The sequence below is a fragment of the Gephyromycinifex aptenodytis genome (assembly GCF_012277275.1).
GTDB lineage: Bacteria > Actinomycetota > Actinomycetes > Actinomycetales > Dermatophilaceae > Gephyromycinifex > Gephyromycinifex aptenodytis.
Genome location: NZ_CP051155.1, coordinates 158,753 through 174,443 on the forward strand (window position 1 = coordinate 158,753; position 15,691 = coordinate 174,443).

Annotated in this window: 16 protein-coding genes; 7 read left to right on the plus strand and 9 right to left on the minus strand. The window is 66.1% G+C overall.

The features are described 5' to 3' along the window. Positions 1–110: 110 nt before the first annotated feature. The 5 genes from G9V96_RS00645 to ctaE form a co-directional block, all read right to left on the minus strand. Positions 111–461, minus strand: coding sequence for a metallopeptidase family protein (locus G9V96_RS00645; RefSeq protein ID WP_168581305.1), 351 nt, complete (start codon positions 459–461; stop codon positions 111–113). A 153-nt stretch (positions 462–614) separates the two neighbouring features. Then, positions 615–2,366: a cytochrome bc1 complex cytochrome b subunit gene (qcrB, locus tag G9V96_RS00650; RefSeq protein ID WP_168581306.1), complete on the minus strand. Its 1,752-nt coding sequence runs from the start codon at positions 2,364–2,366 to the stop codon at positions 615–617. Continuing rightward, entirely contained in the window at positions 2,363–3,523 is a 1,161-nt protein-coding gene (gene qcrA / locus G9V96_RS00655) for a cytochrome bc1 complex Rieske iron-sulfur subunit (RefSeq protein WP_168581307.1), read from the minus strand. Before qcrA ends, qcrB begins: the two co-directional genes overlap by 4 nt. 49 nt (positions 3,524–3,572) lie before the next feature. Continuing rightward, positions 3,573–4,364 (minus strand): cytochrome bc1 complex diheme cytochrome c subunit, encoded by a 792-nt coding sequence (gene qcrC, locus G9V96_RS00660; protein ID WP_210424431.1) that lies wholly within the window; start codon positions 4,362–4,364, stop codon positions 3,573–3,575. A 43-nt stretch (positions 4,365–4,407) separates the two neighbouring features. Next, positions 4,408–5,073, minus strand: a complete 666-nt coding sequence (gene ctaE, locus G9V96_RS00665; RefSeq protein ID WP_449727779.1) for an aa3-type cytochrome oxidase subunit III — start codon at positions 5,071–5,073, stop codon at positions 4,408–4,410. 278 nt (positions 5,074–5,351) lie between these two features. On the opposite strand from ctaE, the gene G9V96_RS00670 reads away from it, so the two are divergent. Together G9V96_RS00670 and trpD are read left to right on the plus strand one after the other, a co-directional pair. After that, complete coding sequence (locus tag G9V96_RS00670; protein ID WP_226913357.1) at positions 5,352–5,825, plus strand: response regulator transcription factor; 474 nt, start codon at positions 5,352–5,354, stop codon at positions 5,823–5,825. Positions 5,826–5,827: 2 nt separating this feature from the next. Continuing rightward, positions 5,828–6,895 (plus strand): anthranilate phosphoribosyltransferase, encoded by a 1,068-nt coding sequence (gene trpD / locus G9V96_RS00675; protein WP_168581309.1) that lies wholly within the window; start codon positions 5,828–5,830, stop codon positions 6,893–6,895. A gap of 63 nt (positions 6,896–6,958) precedes the next feature. Here trpD and G9V96_RS00680 read toward each other — a convergent pair whose 3' ends face one another. Together G9V96_RS00680 and G9V96_RS00685 are read right to left on the minus strand one after the other, a co-directional pair. Continuing rightward, the gene (locus G9V96_RS00680) at positions 6,959–7,237 is read right to left on the minus strand and encodes an Lrp/AsnC family transcriptional regulator (RefSeq protein ID WP_168581310.1); all 279 of its coding nucleotides are present in this window, start codon (positions 7,235–7,237) and stop codon (positions 6,959–6,961) included. 9 nt (positions 7,238–7,246) lie between these two features. Then, complete coding sequence (locus G9V96_RS00685) at positions 7,247–8,956, minus strand: DEDD exonuclease domain-containing protein (protein WP_168581311.1); 1,710 nt, start codon at positions 8,954–8,956, stop codon at positions 7,247–7,249. Positions 8,957–9,624: 668 nt separating this feature from the next. On the opposite strand from G9V96_RS00685, the gene G9V96_RS00690 reads away from it, so the two are divergent. After that, a complete protein-coding gene (locus G9V96_RS00690) occupies positions 9,625–10,356 on the plus strand; it encodes a hypothetical protein (protein ID WP_168581312.1) in 732 nt (243 codons plus the stop codon). Here the strand turns inward: G9V96_RS00690 and G9V96_RS00695 are convergent. After that, positions 10,339–12,150 carry an AMP-dependent synthetase/ligase gene (locus G9V96_RS00695; RefSeq protein ID WP_168581313.1) on the minus strand — a complete coding sequence of 604 codons (1,812 nt, stop codon included), beginning with the start codon at positions 12,148–12,150 and terminating at the stop codon, positions 10,339–10,341. The genes G9V96_RS00690 and G9V96_RS00695 overlap by 18 nt on opposite strands. Before the next feature lie 154 nt (positions 12,151–12,304). Between G9V96_RS00695 and G9V96_RS00700 the strand changes: the two genes are divergently transcribed. The 4 genes from G9V96_RS00700 to G9V96_RS00715 are packed head-to-tail and all read left to right on the plus strand — an operon-like array spanning position 12,305 to position 15,055. Then, entirely contained in the window at positions 12,305–12,748 is a 444-nt protein-coding gene (locus tag G9V96_RS00700) for an SRPBCC family protein (protein ID WP_168581314.1), read from the plus strand. Beyond that, on the plus strand, positions 12,745–13,149 hold the full coding sequence (locus G9V96_RS00705; protein ID WP_168581315.1) for a hypothetical protein: 405 nt from the start codon (positions 12,745–12,747) through the stop codon (positions 13,147–13,149). The genes G9V96_RS00700 and G9V96_RS00705 overlap by 4 nt, the downstream gene beginning before the upstream one ends. Beyond that, positions 13,146–14,087 (plus strand): ROK family protein, encoded by a 942-nt coding sequence (locus G9V96_RS00710; protein WP_168581316.1) that lies wholly within the window; start codon positions 13,146–13,148, stop codon positions 14,085–14,087. Before G9V96_RS00705 ends, G9V96_RS00710 begins: the two co-directional genes overlap by 4 nt. Then, the gene (locus G9V96_RS00715; RefSeq protein WP_168581317.1) at positions 14,084–15,055 is read left to right on the plus strand and encodes an ROK family glucokinase; all 972 of its coding nucleotides are present in this window, start codon (positions 14,084–14,086) and stop codon (positions 15,053–15,055) included. Before G9V96_RS00710 ends, G9V96_RS00715 begins: the two co-directional genes overlap by 4 nt. Positions 15,056–15,083: 28 nt before the next feature. On the opposite strand, the gene G9V96_RS00720 is transcribed toward G9V96_RS00715, so the two are convergent. Further along, entirely contained in the window at positions 15,084–15,596 is a 513-nt protein-coding gene (locus G9V96_RS00720) for a hypothetical protein (RefSeq protein WP_168581318.1), read from the minus strand. Between the last annotated feature and the right edge of the window lie 95 nt (positions 15,597–15,691).

A 15,691-nucleotide genomic window follows, 5' to 3' on the forward strand; every position in this document is an offset into this window, starting at 1 on the left:
GACGGCGTTTCCAGATCGGGGCTGCACCGACGCGTATTTGGCGCCGGTGCAGTCGGTGTCGTTGGTGGCCAGGCTGAGGTGAGTATCGCAGCGAGGATGCCGACGGCCTCTTAGCCCCAACCCAACGCGTGCAGGCGCTCGTCATCGATGCCGAAGTGATGAGCGATCTCATGCACGACGGTGATGGCTACCTCGTCGGCCACCTGCTTCTCGGTGGCGCACATTCGTAGCGTCGGTCCCCGATAGATGGTGATCCGGTCTGGCAGGATCACCTGCCCCCACCCGAGGTCTCGCTCTGTGCGCGGTATCCCCTCGTAGAGGCCGAGCACGTTCTCGAAACCTGTCGGCGGTTCATCCTCGATGAGGAAGACGACGTTCTCCAACAAGTCGAGAAGCTCCGCAGGCACCGCATCGAGCGCGTCCGATACGAGGGCTTCGAACTCCGCTCCGGTGAGGTCCATGATTCACCGTGACACCGCGTCGCAGCGAAAGCCAATCGCTACAGCCGGTGGGGGAGACTCAGCGTGTGGGGGCGGGCTCTCACAGACGCCTCCGCAGTACAAACAAGCCCCGCCCGGAGTATCTCCGGACGGGGCTTGTTTAGCTCAACCAGCTCAATGGCCGGTGGAGTCACGACTCTCGATCGAGGGGGCCGGCGGGGCCGTCACCAGTTCGACGTCCTTATGGCCTTCGTGCCCGTGCCCATGTGCCTGGCTCGCAAGCTCGGCAGGCGTGGGAGGCTCGACGCGGTCGTTGAAGTAGAACCGAGACCACGCGGCGCGGCGCTTGGATCCACCGGAGTCGGGAGTGGCTACACCGAACTCGTCGGTGCCCGACGTGAGCTCCAACGGGGCGGGGGACTCGTGCTGCACAAGAGCCCAGCGCTCGTATTCGTTGAGTGGTTCGTGCACCTCGGAGAAGGAACCCTCGTCAGACAGGACGATTCGGCCGGTTTCCCTGCCGTGCAGGGCAAGCTCACGGTCCGCACGCTGCAAGGACAGGCAGACCCGCTTAGTGATCCAGAATCCGACGACCGGGCCCACGAAGAACAGCAGCCGCAGCGCGTGCGTGATGTCGTTGATCGACAACCCCATCTTGATCGCCATGATGTCGTTACCGGCGGCCATGAACATGACCAGGTAAACGATCAGAACGGCGACGCCCAGGCCGGTACGGGTCGGACGGTTGCGCGGGCGGTCCAGGAGGTGGTGCTCACGCTTGTCGCCGGTGACCCACGCCTCAAGGAAGGGGTAGGCGCCCAGGAGGGTGAACCACACGGGCAGCAACACGATGGAGCCGAGAGCAACGTTGAGGCTCAGCGTGTAACCGAGAACCTCGAACTCCAGCCAACCCGGCAGCAGACGCAACGCACCATCGGCGAAGCCCATGTACCAGTCCGGCTGCACACCGGCCGTCACCGGGGACGGGTCGTAAGGACCGTATGCCCAGATCGGGTTGATCGTGACCAACGCCGAAACCAGCGTGATGATGCCGAACACGATGAAGAAGAAGCCGCCCGCCTTCGCCGCATAGACCGGCATGACGGGGAAGCCGACAACGTTCTCGTTGGTGCGGCCAGGCCCGGGGAACTGCGTGTGCTTGTGCACCATGACCAGAACAAGGTGCGCGGTGAACAGGCCGATGAGGATGGCCGGCACGAGCAGGATGTGCGCCATGTAGAGGCGAGGAATGATCGACTCGCCGGGGAAGGCGCCGTTGAACATGAAGTAGCTCATGATCGAACCAATGACCGGCGAGGACTCCACGAAGCCCTCCATCACGCGAAGACCGGTGCCCGAGAGCAGGTCGTCGGGGAGGGAGTAGCCGGCGAAGCCTTCAATCATGGCCAGCAGGAGCAGGGCGGTGCCGATGACCCAGTTGATTTCGCGGGGCTTGCGGAACGCGCCGGTGAAGAAGACGCGCCCCATGTGCAGGCCGATAGCACCGATGAAGAACAACGCCGACCAGTGGTGGATCTGCCGGATAAGCAGACCGCCGGGCACGGCGAAGGAGATGTCCAGTGCGGAGGCGTAAGCCTCACTCATCCCGACGCCATTCAGCGGGGCGTACTCGCCGTAGTAGACGGTGTGACCCATGGATGGGATGAACCACAGGGTCAGGATCACGCCGGTGAGAAGCGCGACGACCATGGAGTACATGGCCACCTCGCCCAGCATGAACGACCAGTGGTCAGGGAAGACCTTGTGCATCAGGTAACGGACTGGCTTGGCCAGTCCGGTGCGATCATCCAACCAACCGGCGACGCCGCCGCCACCCCGAGTGGAGGTGGCGGCCGGTTCCGAGGGGCGATTGTCGTCCTTCGCGCGCACGGAATCCGCTGCGCGCGAGGTGGCTGAAGTGCTCATTTCAGACGACTCCAATGGCTCGGTCCAACGGGCTCCATGTACGGCTGCGCTGCGATGAGGTAGCCCTCGTCATCGACAGTGATCTTCAGCTGGGGAAGCGGACGCTTAGCCGGACCGAAAACCACCTTGCAGTCTTGAGTCACATCAAATGTGGACTGGTGACAGGGACACAGCAAGTGATGTGTTCCCTGTTCATACAACCCGACCGGGCAACCGGCGTGGGTGCAAATCTTGTTATAGGCGACGATACCTTGATAGCCCCAATCGCGCGCTTTCTGAGATTTGAAGTCCTCAGGATCGAGGCGGATCAGCAGCGTTGCGGCCTTGGCCTTGCGCTCCAGCACGCCGAGATCCTCGTCGTGCTGTGTCTCTTCGTCAGATTTGTCCCGCACCTTAGGACCGTCGATACCCTCAGGCAGGACGTGGAAGACCGAGCCCAGGCGCACGTCGTCGGCGCGAATGGGCGTCAACTCCGGGTCACGCACCAGGCGCATGCCCTTCTGCCAGAAGGTCTGCTTGAGCTGACGACCGGGCAGCGGGCCGAGGCCGAAGATGGCCTGGACCACCGGCGGCAGGGCGAAAATACCCAGTGCCGTTGCCCCGAGCACACCGATCAGGGGGCGGCGTCCAAGCTGAGAGGCCTTACGGCCTTCGACCAACGTATCGGCGAAGCCCTGACGATCCTCAGGGGCCGCAGCGACCGGGTGACGCTCTTCGATGGACTCAGCATCCGGCATCAACGTTTTGGCCCAGTGCACAGCGCCGAAACCGATACCGAGCAAGCTGATCGCCAGGGTGAGGCCCAGCAGGGTGTGCAGAAGGTTGAGCCGCCCGAAGAGCGGAACCAACACCATCTGCTCGCTGTCGAGCAAGAAGTAGGCGAGCATGAAGCCGATCGTGCCCAGGATCGACAGGGTGAACAGCGTGAGCACCTGGCGCTCCGCGCGCTTGGCTGCCTTCTCGTCCACATCGGCGTGGCGAAGGATGTGCGGGGGCAGTCCAGGGTTGTCGAAGCGAGCCGGAAGCTCGCCGGTGCCTTCGATGTGCCCCTGGTCGAGGTTCACCGCCTCGCGGCTGGGGCTCACCTGGTGCGAGCCAGCCGCGGTCGAGCCCCCGTTGGCGGGGGTGTTCTCCGCAGGGGAGCCGTTGTCGTTCATCGTGTGGTTCCTGTCGCGTCGGTGCGGACGATCGGGGTCGTGGACCACCTCATGCGGCCTTGCGTCCTAGCCAGACAGCCGCGGCGATCATGAGGGGGATGCCGATGCCCCAGAAGAAGAAGCCGTCGGCCACGGGGCCGAGGTTGCCCAGGCTGTGCCCGCCGTAGTTCTCATTCTTGTCGAGCTCGTGCAGGTAGGCGATGACATCGCGTTTTGCCTCAGGCTCCAAGTTGGTGTCGTTGAAGACAGGCATGGACTGCGGGCCGGTCAACATGGCCTCGTAGATGTGCTTGCCTTCGATGTTCTTCAACGGGGGAGCGTACTTGCCGCGAGTCAGCGCACCGCCGGAGCCGGCGAAGTTGTGACACATGGCGCAGTTGACGCGGTAGATCTCGCCGCCGCGGGCGGGGTTGCCGCCGACGCCGCTGCTGTACTTCTCATCCGGGACGCCCGGGCCGGGACCAAGGGTGGTCACCCACGCCGCCATCTGCTTGATCTGCTCGTCGGTGTAGTGCACCTCGTTGCGCTTGGCCTGAACACCGGGGGCTGCCAGCGGCATCCGGCCGGTGCCGACCTGGAAGTCCACTGAAGCCGCGCCGACGCCGACCAGGCTGGGACCGGCGGGGGTGCCCTGGCCCTGCTGGCCGTGGCAGGTCGCGCAGTTCGCGAGGAACAGCTTGTGACCAGCCTCGACGTCCTTGCTCGTCACCGGCCGGGTGTCGGCCTGCGCGGACCCTGACGGCATGAAGACCGAGTACAGGGATCCCACAGCAAGGAGGCCGACGAACAGCAGGGCGAAAAGCGCCGCCGGATGCCGGCGTCGGGCTGCGGATGAGGTCACTGTGGTGTCCTTGGCGTCGTAGGGGCGGGGTGTGTTGCGGGGCTCATTGGAGGATGTAGATCGCGATGAAGAGGGCGATCCACACCACGTCGACGAAGTGCCAGTAGTAGGAGGTCACGATGGCTCCCGTGGCCTGCCTGTGGGTGTATCGGCGCGAGGAGAAGCTGCGTCCGATGATGAGCAGGAACGCGATCAGGCCACCGATGACGTGGATGCCGTGGAACCCGGTCGTGATGTAGAAGGCCGAGCTGTAGGCGTCATGGGAGAGCGTCATCCCGTGATGCGCCAGCTCCGCGTACTCAAGGACCTGGCCGGCCACGAACACCGAGCCGAACAGGTAGGTCAGCACGTACCAGTCGCGCATGCCCCACTTGCCGATCTCGAAGAGCTTGCCGGTCCGTGAGCCGATGCCCTGCTCGGCTTTGAAGACGCCGAGCTGACACCACACGGAGGAAATCACCAGGATCAGGGTGTTGCCCACCGCGAACGGCACGTTCAGGTGAGCTGTGCCGGTCTCCCACAGGTCGGGGCGCGAGGCCCGCAACGTGAAGTAGATGGCGAACAGCCCCGCGAAGAACATGAGTTCGCTTGATAGCCAGACGATGGTGCCCACCGAGGCCATATTGGGTCGGGTAACCGGCCCGTGACCCGGGGCATTGCCCGAGTGCGGTCGCGGTGCGTGTGTATGTGCAGAGGAAACAGTCGCCACGGCGCCATTATGGCCACAAAACATCCCGAGATGGGTCCTTGGGGGTCGGGTGTGCCGGATCTGGGTTGGAATCAGGTGCCTTCTGGGCCCCGACGGTACGCCTGGGGAACCTCTGTGGTAGTCACTTGACCTCAGGCGCTGAACAGGTGTGCTGGCCACTGTGCCGACCTTTTCTCGGGGCAGACGCGATCCGGTATGCATCCGGATCGGGATGCGGCTGGGGGCCAGTGCGCGAGCCGGGCATCCGCATGCTGGCGGTTGTCGGTAGGATTCACTGCATGACTGGCTCCCACGGCCCGCAGGGCTCCTCCTCGATCGTCGCTCCCTCGGCGCAGGGATCCACCGGTGCGCAGCGGCGTTCGGTGCGCATTCTGCTGTTCAGCGACGACCGCCTCACTCGTGACTCCGTTCGCCTGGCAGTGGGACGTCGTCCGGCACGTGACGTCGAGGTGGCCTCGTGGCTGGAATGCGCAACTGCGCCTGCAGTCACGAAAGCGGTCAAGGCGCGTGAGGTCGACCTGCTCATCCTGGATGGCGAAGCGGCCCCGCTGGGGGGCATGGGATTGTGCCGTCAGCTCAAGCACGAGATCTACGAATGCCCGCCAGTCATTCTGCTGACAGGGCGGCCCCAGGACGGCTGGCTCGCGGCCTGGTCCTACGCCGAGCGTGCTGTCCCGCAGCCGATCGATGCGATGTCCATGTGCAACGCGGTAGCCGAAGTGTCCCGCGCCTTGCCTGGCCTCGAAAACTGACCATGGTCGAGCCCGGTACGACGACCTGGCCCGAACTTCTGACCCTCCTGGTCACCGGCGTCGACCTCTCCGGCGACCAGGCTTCCTGGGCCATGAACCGCATCATGGCGGGCGAGGCAACTGACGCCCAGGTAGCGGGCTTCCTCATAGCGCTGCGCGCCAAAGGGGTGACCACTGAAGAACTCGGTGGCATCGCTGAACAGATGCTGAGCCACGCCCGCCGTATCTCGGTACCGGCCCCCAGCCTGGACATCGTGGGAACCGGTGGCGACCGCGCCAACACGGTCAACATCTCGACAATGTCTGCCGTGGTCGCCGCAGCTGCTGGGGCGGTCATCGTCAAGCACGGCAACCGTGCTGCCTCCTCGAAGTCCGGCACCGCTGACTGCTTGGAAGCCTTGGGAGTCGTCCTGAGCCTGGGTCCGGAGAAGGTCGTGGAGGTGGCGCACAAGGTGGGTATCACCTTCTGCTTCGCCCAGGACTTCCATCCCTCGATGCGTCACGTTGCCGGACCGCGTCGGGAACTAGGGGTGCCGACGGTGTTCAACCTGCTCGGTCCGCTGACCAATCCCGCGCAACCGGTTCACTCGGCGGTCGGGGTCGCCGATGCGCTGGCCGCCCCGCTGGTCGCAGGGGTCTTTGCGGCTCGCGGCAACCGGGCAGCGGTCTTCCGGGGGGACGACGGCCTGGATGAGATCACCGTCTCGACGACCTCGCGCATCTGGTGGGTAGCTCAAGGCGACATCGACGAGTACGTCATCGCACCTGAAGATGTAGGCCTCGCCAGACATCCGATCGAGGCGTTGCGCGGAGCCGATGCGAACTACAACGCTCAAGTGGTCCGGGACGTGTTCGCGGGCAAAACCGGCGCACCGCGGGAAGCGGTGTTGCTCAACGCCGGGATTGCTCTGGCGGTAGCTGCGGAGCCGCAGGTGCGCAACCAAGCAGACTTCGTGCAAGCGCTTCGCGCCGGAATCGCGCGGGCAGCTGAAGCCATCGACTCAGGGGCGACCACGGCGCGCCTCGAGGCCTGGAAAGCCGCGACCCGAGAGGCCGCCGAGCAGCGCTGAGGCCCGAGTGCAGCAGGGCGCCCGGCCACGATGCCACGGGTGGATCAGAGGCGCCTGGAGGGCTCAGTCCAGACCGATGCTGAAGGCTGCGTCGAGGTCGTCGCTGCTGTAGGTACGGAAAGCAATGTGGGTGTCAGTGGCTGCCACACCCTCCGTCTTGTTGATCTGCCCGGCGATGACGTCGGCAAAGTCCTCGTGTTGAGCCACGCGAACCAACGCAATGAGGTCGATGTCGCCGGTGACGGAGTACACCTCGCTGACGTTCTCGATCTCGGCGACTGCCTGAGCCACCTCGGGAATGCGGTTGACGTCGGCCTTGATGAGGACGATGGCGGTGATCACGGATTCACTCTAGTCAATCCACGCGCTGGTCGCGGGGCTCGTGCGCGGAACAGCCAGATCGGCCAGCGCTTCCGCGCCACCGACCGGGCACACCCACACACCCTCGACCTCCACCAGGCGGGTGCCCTCGGTGGTGAGCCAGGTATGCAGCAGCTCGGTCTCCTCAGGATGCGCGGCCGGATGCGGGGCAGTAGGGGCGGCCACGACCTCGGCTGTGCGGATCATGGCCCCGATGTACGGCATCGGATCCGCTCCCCGTGGGGTCAGCGTGGTGCCGGCAAAGCGGCCGTACCTGACGCACACCACTTCCCAGCCGCCGGCCGCGCGACGTCGGGCCCCGACGATCTGGGCGGTCGCAGCCAGTGGGGTGAGGCGCTGTGATCGGCACAACCCGCGGATGAGCGTGGCGGTGCGATCCCGGACGGCGCCGGCTTCTTCGAAGCGTTCTGCGCTAGACAGCTCGCTCATCCGTTCTGCCAGCGAATGCAGAATTTGTCTGCTAGCGCCCTGCATGAGGGCTATCGCCCTGGCGGCGATCTGGCCGTAGTCCTCCACGCTCTGTCGGCCCTCGCACGGTGCTCCGCAACGACCCAGGTCCGCCAGCAGACAGGCCGCGACCTCTGCGCTGCGCCGCGCCAGGCGGGTGGTGCAGCTGCGCAGCGGCAGAATTTCGTGGATGGCTTGAATTGCGGCGTCGGCGGCGTCGCGATGCGGATACGGGCCGCAGTAGGTGGCACCGTCATCGCGGACCCGATGCACGATGGACAGCCGAGGGAACCTCTCGTGGGTGAGCTTGACCCAGGGGCGGTTCTCGGGGCGTCGTGAGCGGCGGTTGTACGGCGGGTCGTGCTCGGCGATGAGGCGCAGCTCGCGCACGCGTGCCTCTAGGTCGGTGGCGCAGATGATGGGGGTCACCCCGGTGGCGGCTGCGAGCATGTCGCGGATGCGTGAGCGTTGCTCGCTTGCCGTGAAGTAGGAGCGCACCCGCCGACGGATGTCGGAGGAGGTTCCTACGTAGAGAACTCGACCGTTGTTGCCGGTGAACATGTAGACCCCGGGGGTAGCAGGCAGACCATCGGCCAGATGACGCTTGCGCCGTTGGGTGGGGGTGACCCGAGAGGTCAGCACCGCGAGCTCTTCCACGGTGGTGGCCCCGGCTCCGCCGGCTCGGTCCAGGAGGGCATGCAGCACATCGACCGTGGCGCGCGCGTCGTGCAGGGCACGGTGGTCGGGGGAGGTCTCGGCGCCGAAATACGCGGCCAGCGTGCCCAGCTTGTGGTTGGGCGTCTCGTCGCGGCTGACGAGGCGGCGAGCCAGTTTCACGGTGTCGACCACCGCTGGATTGGGCCACGGCAACTCCAAGTCGCGTGCGGCCGCGCGGAGGAAACCCACGTCGAAGGGTGCGTTGTGGGCGACCAACACGGTACCGACCGCAAACTCAAGGAATTGGGGGAGTACCTCGCCGATGCGTGGTGCCTGTGCCACCATTTCGTTGCTGATGCCGGTGAGTACCTGAATGAAATCAGGGATGGGTCCTTCGGGGCGCACCAGGGTCTGGAACTCACCCAGGACCTGCCCGCCGCGCACTTTGACTGCACCGATCTCGGTGATGTGCGCGCCGGAGGGGCTACTGCCTGTGGTCTCCAGGTCGACGACGACGAAGGTGACCTCCCTCAGCGGGGTGCCCAACTCATCGAGAGTTCCCTGAACGGCCTGCATGTAGTGAACCGTAGAGGTCGGTACCGACAACCGTTGGAGCCCGGCTCTCAGCCCTGCCCGCGGGCATCCGCGTCTGGTCCGATGCTTGGGACGGTCGTGGGGCAGGCGCTGACGGAGGCCGTTTCTGCTGCTGCTGCTCCCAGCGCAGTTTCGACTGGTGCCGGGATGTGCGTGGGAACGGGTGTGCGATGGGTTGTCGGTGGGCACGCCTAGCGTTTTCCTGACGGCGACGCCAAGTGTCGCCGCTGCGCGACAGGAGAACCCCATGATCGTCGACTGCGTGACGTGCCCGGTTCGCGGCTCCGCATGCTCGGACTGCGCTGTGGGCGTCGTCTTGAACACCCCCAGCCGTGGGTTGCCGCTCGATGCAACGGAACGTCGGGCGGTGCACGCCCTGGTAGCGGGCGGCCTACTTCCTGCGTGCCAGACCGCTGGACTACGAGCTCACATGGAACCCTGGATGGATGTGCAAGCTGTCGGGTAGGGGCGCGGGCGCACCGCGCCGGTGGGAGGGACTGCACAGCCCTGCCAAGGCGCTGGGCTGCGCGGTTCTGGTTCTGCTCAGCGCTGCGTGCAGCGATGCACACCCCCGGCCGTCCTCGACCTCGACAGTCGCCAGCAGTGCTGAGGCGTCCCGCTCGGCGATGGCCAGCCCTTCGCCTCCCGCCGTGTCCTACGGGCTGGCGCGGGTCAGTGGCAGCTCACCGCAAGCACGCGAGATCGCCGCCCTGGCCCATTCCTGTGCACAGCAGGTCCAGCAGGTCTGGCCCGAACCTTGGTCCGGCAACATCCACATAGAGGCGCCCGCAACGGACACGGAATACCGCCGGCTGACGGGAGCGCCCCCGGGGCAACACAGCGGCATCGCGGCCACGACCTTGGCAGATGTGCATCCCGACGGTCGAGCGAGCAACATCCGCGTCGTACTCGACCCGGAAGTGTGGGCCGAGCTGACGGCCCAAGGTCGCCGGGTGATCCTGACCCACGAGACCGTGCATGTCGCCCTGCTGCAGCATCCGCGTGGACCCTTACCCACCTGGTTCGTCGAAGGGATGGCCGAGTACCTGGCCTACCTGGACAGCGGGCTGGAGGTGGCCGAGGTCGCAGCGCCGCTGCTGCAGCGCGTTGCCCGCGATGGGCCCCCCGATCGGCTGCCTACCGATGCGCAGTTCACTGGCGATGACCGTGCCGAGGTCTACGCCCAGGCGTGGATCGCTTGCCAGGTGGCGGTGCGCCTGGCAGGGCAAGAGGCGGTGCTGCGCAGCCTCATCGGGCCAGCCGCGCAGCGGCAGGGCCAGAACGGCACGAGCCAGCCGCTGCCGCTGAGTACCCGACGTCTGACCAACGCCTGGCGTGCAGAGTTGCAGCGACTGGCCCCTGACTCAGGCGCGGGTGCGTGACCCTGAGTAGATCTGTTCGATTTCTGCCTCGTAGTCCTTCAGGACTGCACTGCGGCGTACCTTCATCGATGGCGTCAGATAGCCGTTGGCCTCGGTGAAGTCACCGGGGATGAGCCGGAAATCACGGATCGATTCGGCGCGGCTCACTGCAGAGTTAGCCCGATCGACAGCCATCTGGATGTGCTCGCGCACGAGGTCGTCGGTCAACGCAGTCTCGGGAGTCAGGTCTGGGTGATCGTGTGCTTTGGCCCACGAGGGCAGCATTTCGGCATCGATGGTGAGTAGCGCTGCGATGAAGGGGCGACCGTCGCCCACCACCACGCACTGAGACACGATCGGGTGTGCCCTAACCGTGTCTTCGAGCATGGCCGGCGCGACGTTCTTCCCACCGGCGGTGACGATGATCTCCTTCTTGCGCCCGGTGATCGAGAGGAACCCGTCGGCGTCGAGCTCGCCCAGGTCACCGGTGCGCAGCCACCCGTCCTGGCTCAGGACCTCCGCGGTCGCCTCGGGGTTGTGCCGGTAGCCACGGAAGATGCCCACCCCGTGGGCCAAGATTTCACCGTCTTCAGCGATCCGGATGCCACAACCGGGAAGGGGCTTGCCGACGGTTCCCACCCGCAGGGCATCCGGGCGTCCGACGGCCACCGGCGCGGTCGTTTCGGTGAGCCCGTAGCCCTCAAGGATGTTGATGCCGATGCCGCGGTAGAAGTGCCCCAGGCGCGGACCCAGCGGGGCTCCGCCGGAAACGGCCCAGCCCACTTGGCCGCCCAGAGCGTCGCGCAGTTTGCGGTAGACCAAGAGATCGCAGAATCGGTGGAGCGCCCGCAACCGCGGTGAGGGTCCGCCCGGCTCGTCCAGAGCTCGGCTGTAGGCGATTGCGGTACGCGTGGCGAACCGGAAGATGCGGCCCTTGCCTTCGGTGGTGGCTTTCTGGTCACTTGCGTTGTAGACCTTTTCGAAAACTCGCGGAACGGCGAGCAGGAAGGTCGGGCGGAAGGACTGCAGATCAGGCAGCAGGTTCTTCACATCAGGGGCGTGCCCCACCCGCATCCCGGCGTCCACCACGACCACCTCGATGATTCGAGCCAGCACATGTGCCAGGGGAAGGAAGAGCAGAACCGCAGCCTCCGGGGCGTGCACGACCACCGACAAGGAAGCCACGATGTTGTCCGAGAGGTTCATGAAGTTGCCGTGCGTCAATTCGCAACCCTTGGGCCTTCCGGTGGTGCCCGAGGTGTAGATGATGGTCGCCAGATCAGCGCGGGTCATACCCTCGGTTGCGGCATCCAGGGTCGCGTCGTCGATGACTGCGCCCCCCATGCTCAAGTGCTCGATGGCGCCACCGTCGATATGCCAGACATGGCGCAGGTCAGGCAGTTCGGGGCGGGCCCGCTGGGCAACCTCGAGGTGTTCGGAGCTTTCCACGATCAGACCGACGCAGCCCGAGTCCTGCAGGATCCACTCCACTTGGGAAGCCGAGGACGTCTCGTACACCGGGACCGGGACCGCCCCGGCAGTCCACAACGCGAAGTCGAGCAGGGTCCACTCGTAGCGGGTGCGGCTCATCAGCCCGACGCGGTCGCCGCGTTTCACGCCGGCCGCGACGAAGCCTTTTGCCACCTCGCGCACTTGGGCCAGGAACTCAACAGCGGTGACCGACTGCCAGTCCTGGCCGTTTTTTACGGAGAACACGACCCGATCCGGGTGCCGTCGGGCGTTGCGTTCGGGGATGAGCGCGAGGTTGCCGTTCGTCGGTGGGTCGGACAAGGGCGGGACGATCCGTTCGTACATGAGGGGACCTCCGTCAAGGATGGCAGGGCAACACCTCATAGCGGATGCCCAGTGTGGGGAGGGACCCTACCCATGGATGTGACCCAGGTCTACGGTTGAACCCTAAGAGGTGATCTACATCTTGGATGCCTCGAGGGGCGGTTAGCCTACGTTCATGGCTGAGCGCACCGAGTCCAAGATCCGTATCGAGGCTCCACCGAACGACGTTTTGGATGTCATCGCTGACGTCGAGAGCTATCCGGAGTGGACCAAGGACATGAGTCAGGTCCGTGTCCTTTCCCTCGACGAGCAGGACTGGCCGGTGGAAGTCGAATTCACCGTGGCCGCCGGTGTCATCTCGGACACCTACGTGCTGCGCTACGTCTGGGACGTCCAGGACGACGGCACCGGAACCTGTTCGTGGACCTTGAAACAAGCACGCACCCTTAAAGCCATGGACGGCGCCTATGTGCTCAGCGCCGACGGGGAGGCAACTGCGGTCAGTTATGAGTTGGGTGTGGAGCTGGCGGTGCCGCTGCCAGGGATGATGCGGCGCAAGGCTGAGAAGTCGATCGTCTCCACGGCGTTGGCAGGCTTGAAGAAACGCGTCGAGGGATGAGCCGCCCCGAGCATTCCTCACCGCGATCGGTCGAGGAGGAGATGGCACTGCTGGTCGAGGCGATGCGGGCTCCCGCCACGTCTGCCGACGACGCGTCGACCTCCCCGGGCTCAGGTGCTGCACCATCGACGCCGGGCGGTGGCGGCACCGGCTCGAACAATTGCCGGGGCTGCCCGTTGTGCCAAGGCAGCGCCTGGCTGCACACGATCGCGCCGGAACTAGTGCGCACCCTGGCAGACGTCACCTCGGCGGTTTCTGCGGGGCTGTCGCGCGCTGCCGAGCGCCTGGCCCAGGAAGGGCAGCGGCACCCGGGGTCGGAACAACAGCAGCCGTCCTCGAACAGTGGCGATACCGTGCCTGATGGGCCGGCGCGGTCCGCAACGGAGGAGGAGCAGGCATGAGCCTGACAGTAGGTCTCGATATCGGCGGGACGAAGCTCGCAGGCGCGGTGGTGGACGAGGAAGGAAACGTCCTGGCGCGCGCGCGGCGTGAAACGCCGGCGTCGGCGACGTCTGACATTGTCTCGGCCGCGGCCGACCTGGTTGATGAGCTGGCCGGCGATCACGACGTTGTCGGCGTGGGCGTTGCCTGCGCAGGGTTCATCGACCGCTCGGGCACGACCGTGATGTTCGCCCCGAACCTGCCGTGGCGCGACGAACCGCTGAAAGCGAAGCTGGAAGATCTCACCCGGCTGCCGGTCCAATTGCTGAACGACGCCAACGCTGCCGCCTGGGGCGAATTCGTCCATGGGTCCGCAGCCGACGTCGACCACATGGTGTTCCTGACCATCGGTACCGGTGTCGGGGGTGGCATCGTCGAGAACGGGCGGCTGCTGCGAGGTGCGTTCGGCGTGGCTGCAGAGTTGGGACACATCCGGATGGTCCCGGGCGGACGCCTGTGCGGCTGCGGGGTGCACGGCTGCCTGGAGCAGTACGCCAGCGGCACCGCGTTGGTGCGCGCAGCCCGTGAACTCGTTGCCTCCGGCGACCAGCGCGGCGAAGGGCTCGCCGCACGCTGCTCGGGTGACCCGCGCTCTCTCACCGGACCCGACGTCACCAAAGCCGCTCAGGAAGGCGACATCGGGGCACTCTCGCTCATCGCTGAACTCGGTCGCTGGATCGGTGAAGGCGCCGCTTCCATCGGTTCAGTCCTGGACCCGGAGGTCATCGTCATCGGTGGCGGGGTGGCCTCAGCCGGGGCGCTCCTGCTGGATCCGGCGGCGGAGGCGTACGAGGAGTACGTGACAGGTCGTGGTTACCGCCCGTACGCCTCGTGGCGGCTGGCTTCCCTGGGCAACGAAGCAGGGATGATCGGCGCGGCAGCGCAGGTGCGCCCTTGAGTTCCTACTGCCTCGGGGTTGACATCGGCGGCACGAAAGTGGCTGCAGGACTGGTGGATGAGTGCGGGACTATCCGTCACCGCACCAGACGCGACACCCCAGACCGCTCACGAAGTCCGCAGGTCGTCGAGGACACCATCGTTGACGCCGTCGAAGAGCTGCTCGAAGTGGCCCGGGAGGAAGATGCGCGGGTCGAGGCGATCGGGGTGGGCGCGGCAGGCTTTGTCGGCGCAGATCGCGCGACTGTCGTGTTCGCGCCGCACTTATCCTGGCGCGACGAACCGCTGCAACAAGGGCTCACCCAGCGAGTAGGTCTACCCATTTGTGTCGACAACGACGCCAACGCCGCCGCGTGGGCCGAGTATTGCTTCGGAGCTGCCCGCGAGGAGACGCACCTGGTGATGATCACCCTTGGAACCGGCATCGGGGGCGCCATCGTCACCAATGGGGCGCTACAGCGTGGCCGCTTCGGCATCGCTGGCGAATTCGGGCATATGCAGATCGTTCCGGATGGGATGCGGTGCGAATGCGGTAACCGCGGCTGCTGGGAGCAGTACGCCAGCGGCAACGCTCTGGTGCGGGAGGCGCGGGCCTTGATCGAGGCGCGATCACCGGTCTCCCACGATCTATCCGCTCGGCTGGGCGGCGACCCGAGCGCTCTGGTCGGCCCTCTCATCACCGAGGCGGCCCGAGATGGGGACCCCACCGCGCGAGAGTTGCTGACCGAGATCGGGCAGTGGCTCGGGGTGGGCCTGGCCAACTTGGCGGCCGCTATCGACCCGGGGTTGTTCGTCATCGGCGGTGGTGTCAGCGCGGCCGGTGAACTCCTGCTGGCCCCCGCCCGCGAAAGCTTCCGGCGGCGTCTGCCCGGGCGCGGGTATCGTCCCGAAGCCCAGATCGTCGTGGCTGAACTCGGACCGGACGCCGGTCTCATCGGCGCTGCCGACCTGGCCCGAACCAGCCTGTAAAGCTGCCTGCACCCGCTCGGGCCCCGTCCTAGACGACCGCGCCGTCGTCGTCGCTGGGGTCACGGTGGGTGGGGGATCGCAGTACCAAGATGACGAAGCCGGCGCAGAACAGGGCGATCGCGAACAAGACGGGAAGTTTGCCACCGTCGGGGTCGGCCAGTACGCGGTAGAGAAGCAGCAGCGGCCCACCGGTGAGCCCGAGCAGCGCTGCCCAGAAGGTCCAGTCGGAGGTGGGGGCGGGGAGTGGAGCCGGAGCCGGGGGGACGAAGCCTTCGTCTTCCTCCTCGGCCAGGGAATAGGCCCGCCAACCATCCGTCACATCCGGCATGGGCGGGGGAGTCGGGGTCGGCGTGCTGGATGGCTCAGGTTCTGCCGGGGCTTCGGGCATCGGCTGGTGAGCATCGCTGGGGTTATTCGAGACGTCGCTACCAGTAGCGGGGACATCGGGGGGATCGGGCGCGGTCTGCGGCTCGTCCCCGTTCCAGTTGGCGACGATGTCGGCGAATCTGGCATTGACCTCGTGATCGTCCGGGGACGTCATCCTCTGCCTCCGATCGGGGCGGGAGCGGCGTTCGGTGCTCCGTCAGGTCGTGTGGCTTTTTCGGCGGAACGCGGCCGCGGCTCGATTCTGGCACG

What these genes read in the sequence shown, in the direction of transcription:
- G9V96_RS00670 (WP_226913357.1), top strand. Translation starts at nt 5,352, where the DNA reads ATGACTGGCTCCCACGGCCCGCAGGGCTCCTCCTCGATCGTCGCTCCC.
- G9V96_RS00645 (WP_168581305.1), bottom strand. Translation starts at nt 461, where the DNA reads ATGGACCTCACCGGAGCGGAGTTCGAAGCCCTCGTATCGGACGCGCTC.
- trpD (WP_168581309.1), top strand. Translation starts at nt 5,828, where the DNA reads ATGGTCGAGCCCGGTACGACGACCTGGCCCGAACTTCTGACCCTCCTG.
- G9V96_RS00710 (WP_168581316.1), top strand. Translation starts at nt 13,146, where the DNA reads ATGAGCCTGACAGTAGGTCTCGATATCGGCGGGACGAAGCTCGCAGGC.
- G9V96_RS00700 (WP_168581314.1), top strand. Translation starts at nt 12,305, where the DNA reads ATGGCTGAGCGCACCGAGTCCAAGATCCGTATCGAGGCTCCACCGAAC.
- G9V96_RS00685 (WP_168581311.1), bottom strand. Translation starts at nt 8,956, where the DNA reads ATGCAGGCCGTTCAGGGAACTCTCGATGAGTTGGGCACCCCGCTGAGG.
- G9V96_RS00720 (WP_168581318.1), bottom strand. Translation starts at nt 15,596, where the DNA reads ATGACGTCCCCGGACGATCACGAGGTCAATGCCAGATTCGCCGACATC.
- qcrA (WP_168581307.1), bottom strand. Translation starts at nt 3,523, where the DNA reads ATGAACGACAACGGCTCCCCTGCGGAGAACACCCCCGCCAACGGGGGC.
- G9V96_RS00695 (WP_168581313.1), bottom strand. Translation starts at nt 12,150, where the DNA reads ATGTACGAACGGATCGTCCCGCCCTTGTCCGACCCACCGACGAACGGC.
- G9V96_RS00705 (WP_168581315.1), top strand. Translation starts at nt 12,745, where the DNA reads ATGAGCCGCCCCGAGCATTCCTCACCGCGATCGGTCGAGGAGGAGATG.
- qcrB (WP_168581306.1), bottom strand. Translation starts at nt 2,366, where the DNA reads ATGAGCACTTCAGCCACCTCGCGCGCAGCGGATTCCGTGCGCGCGAAG.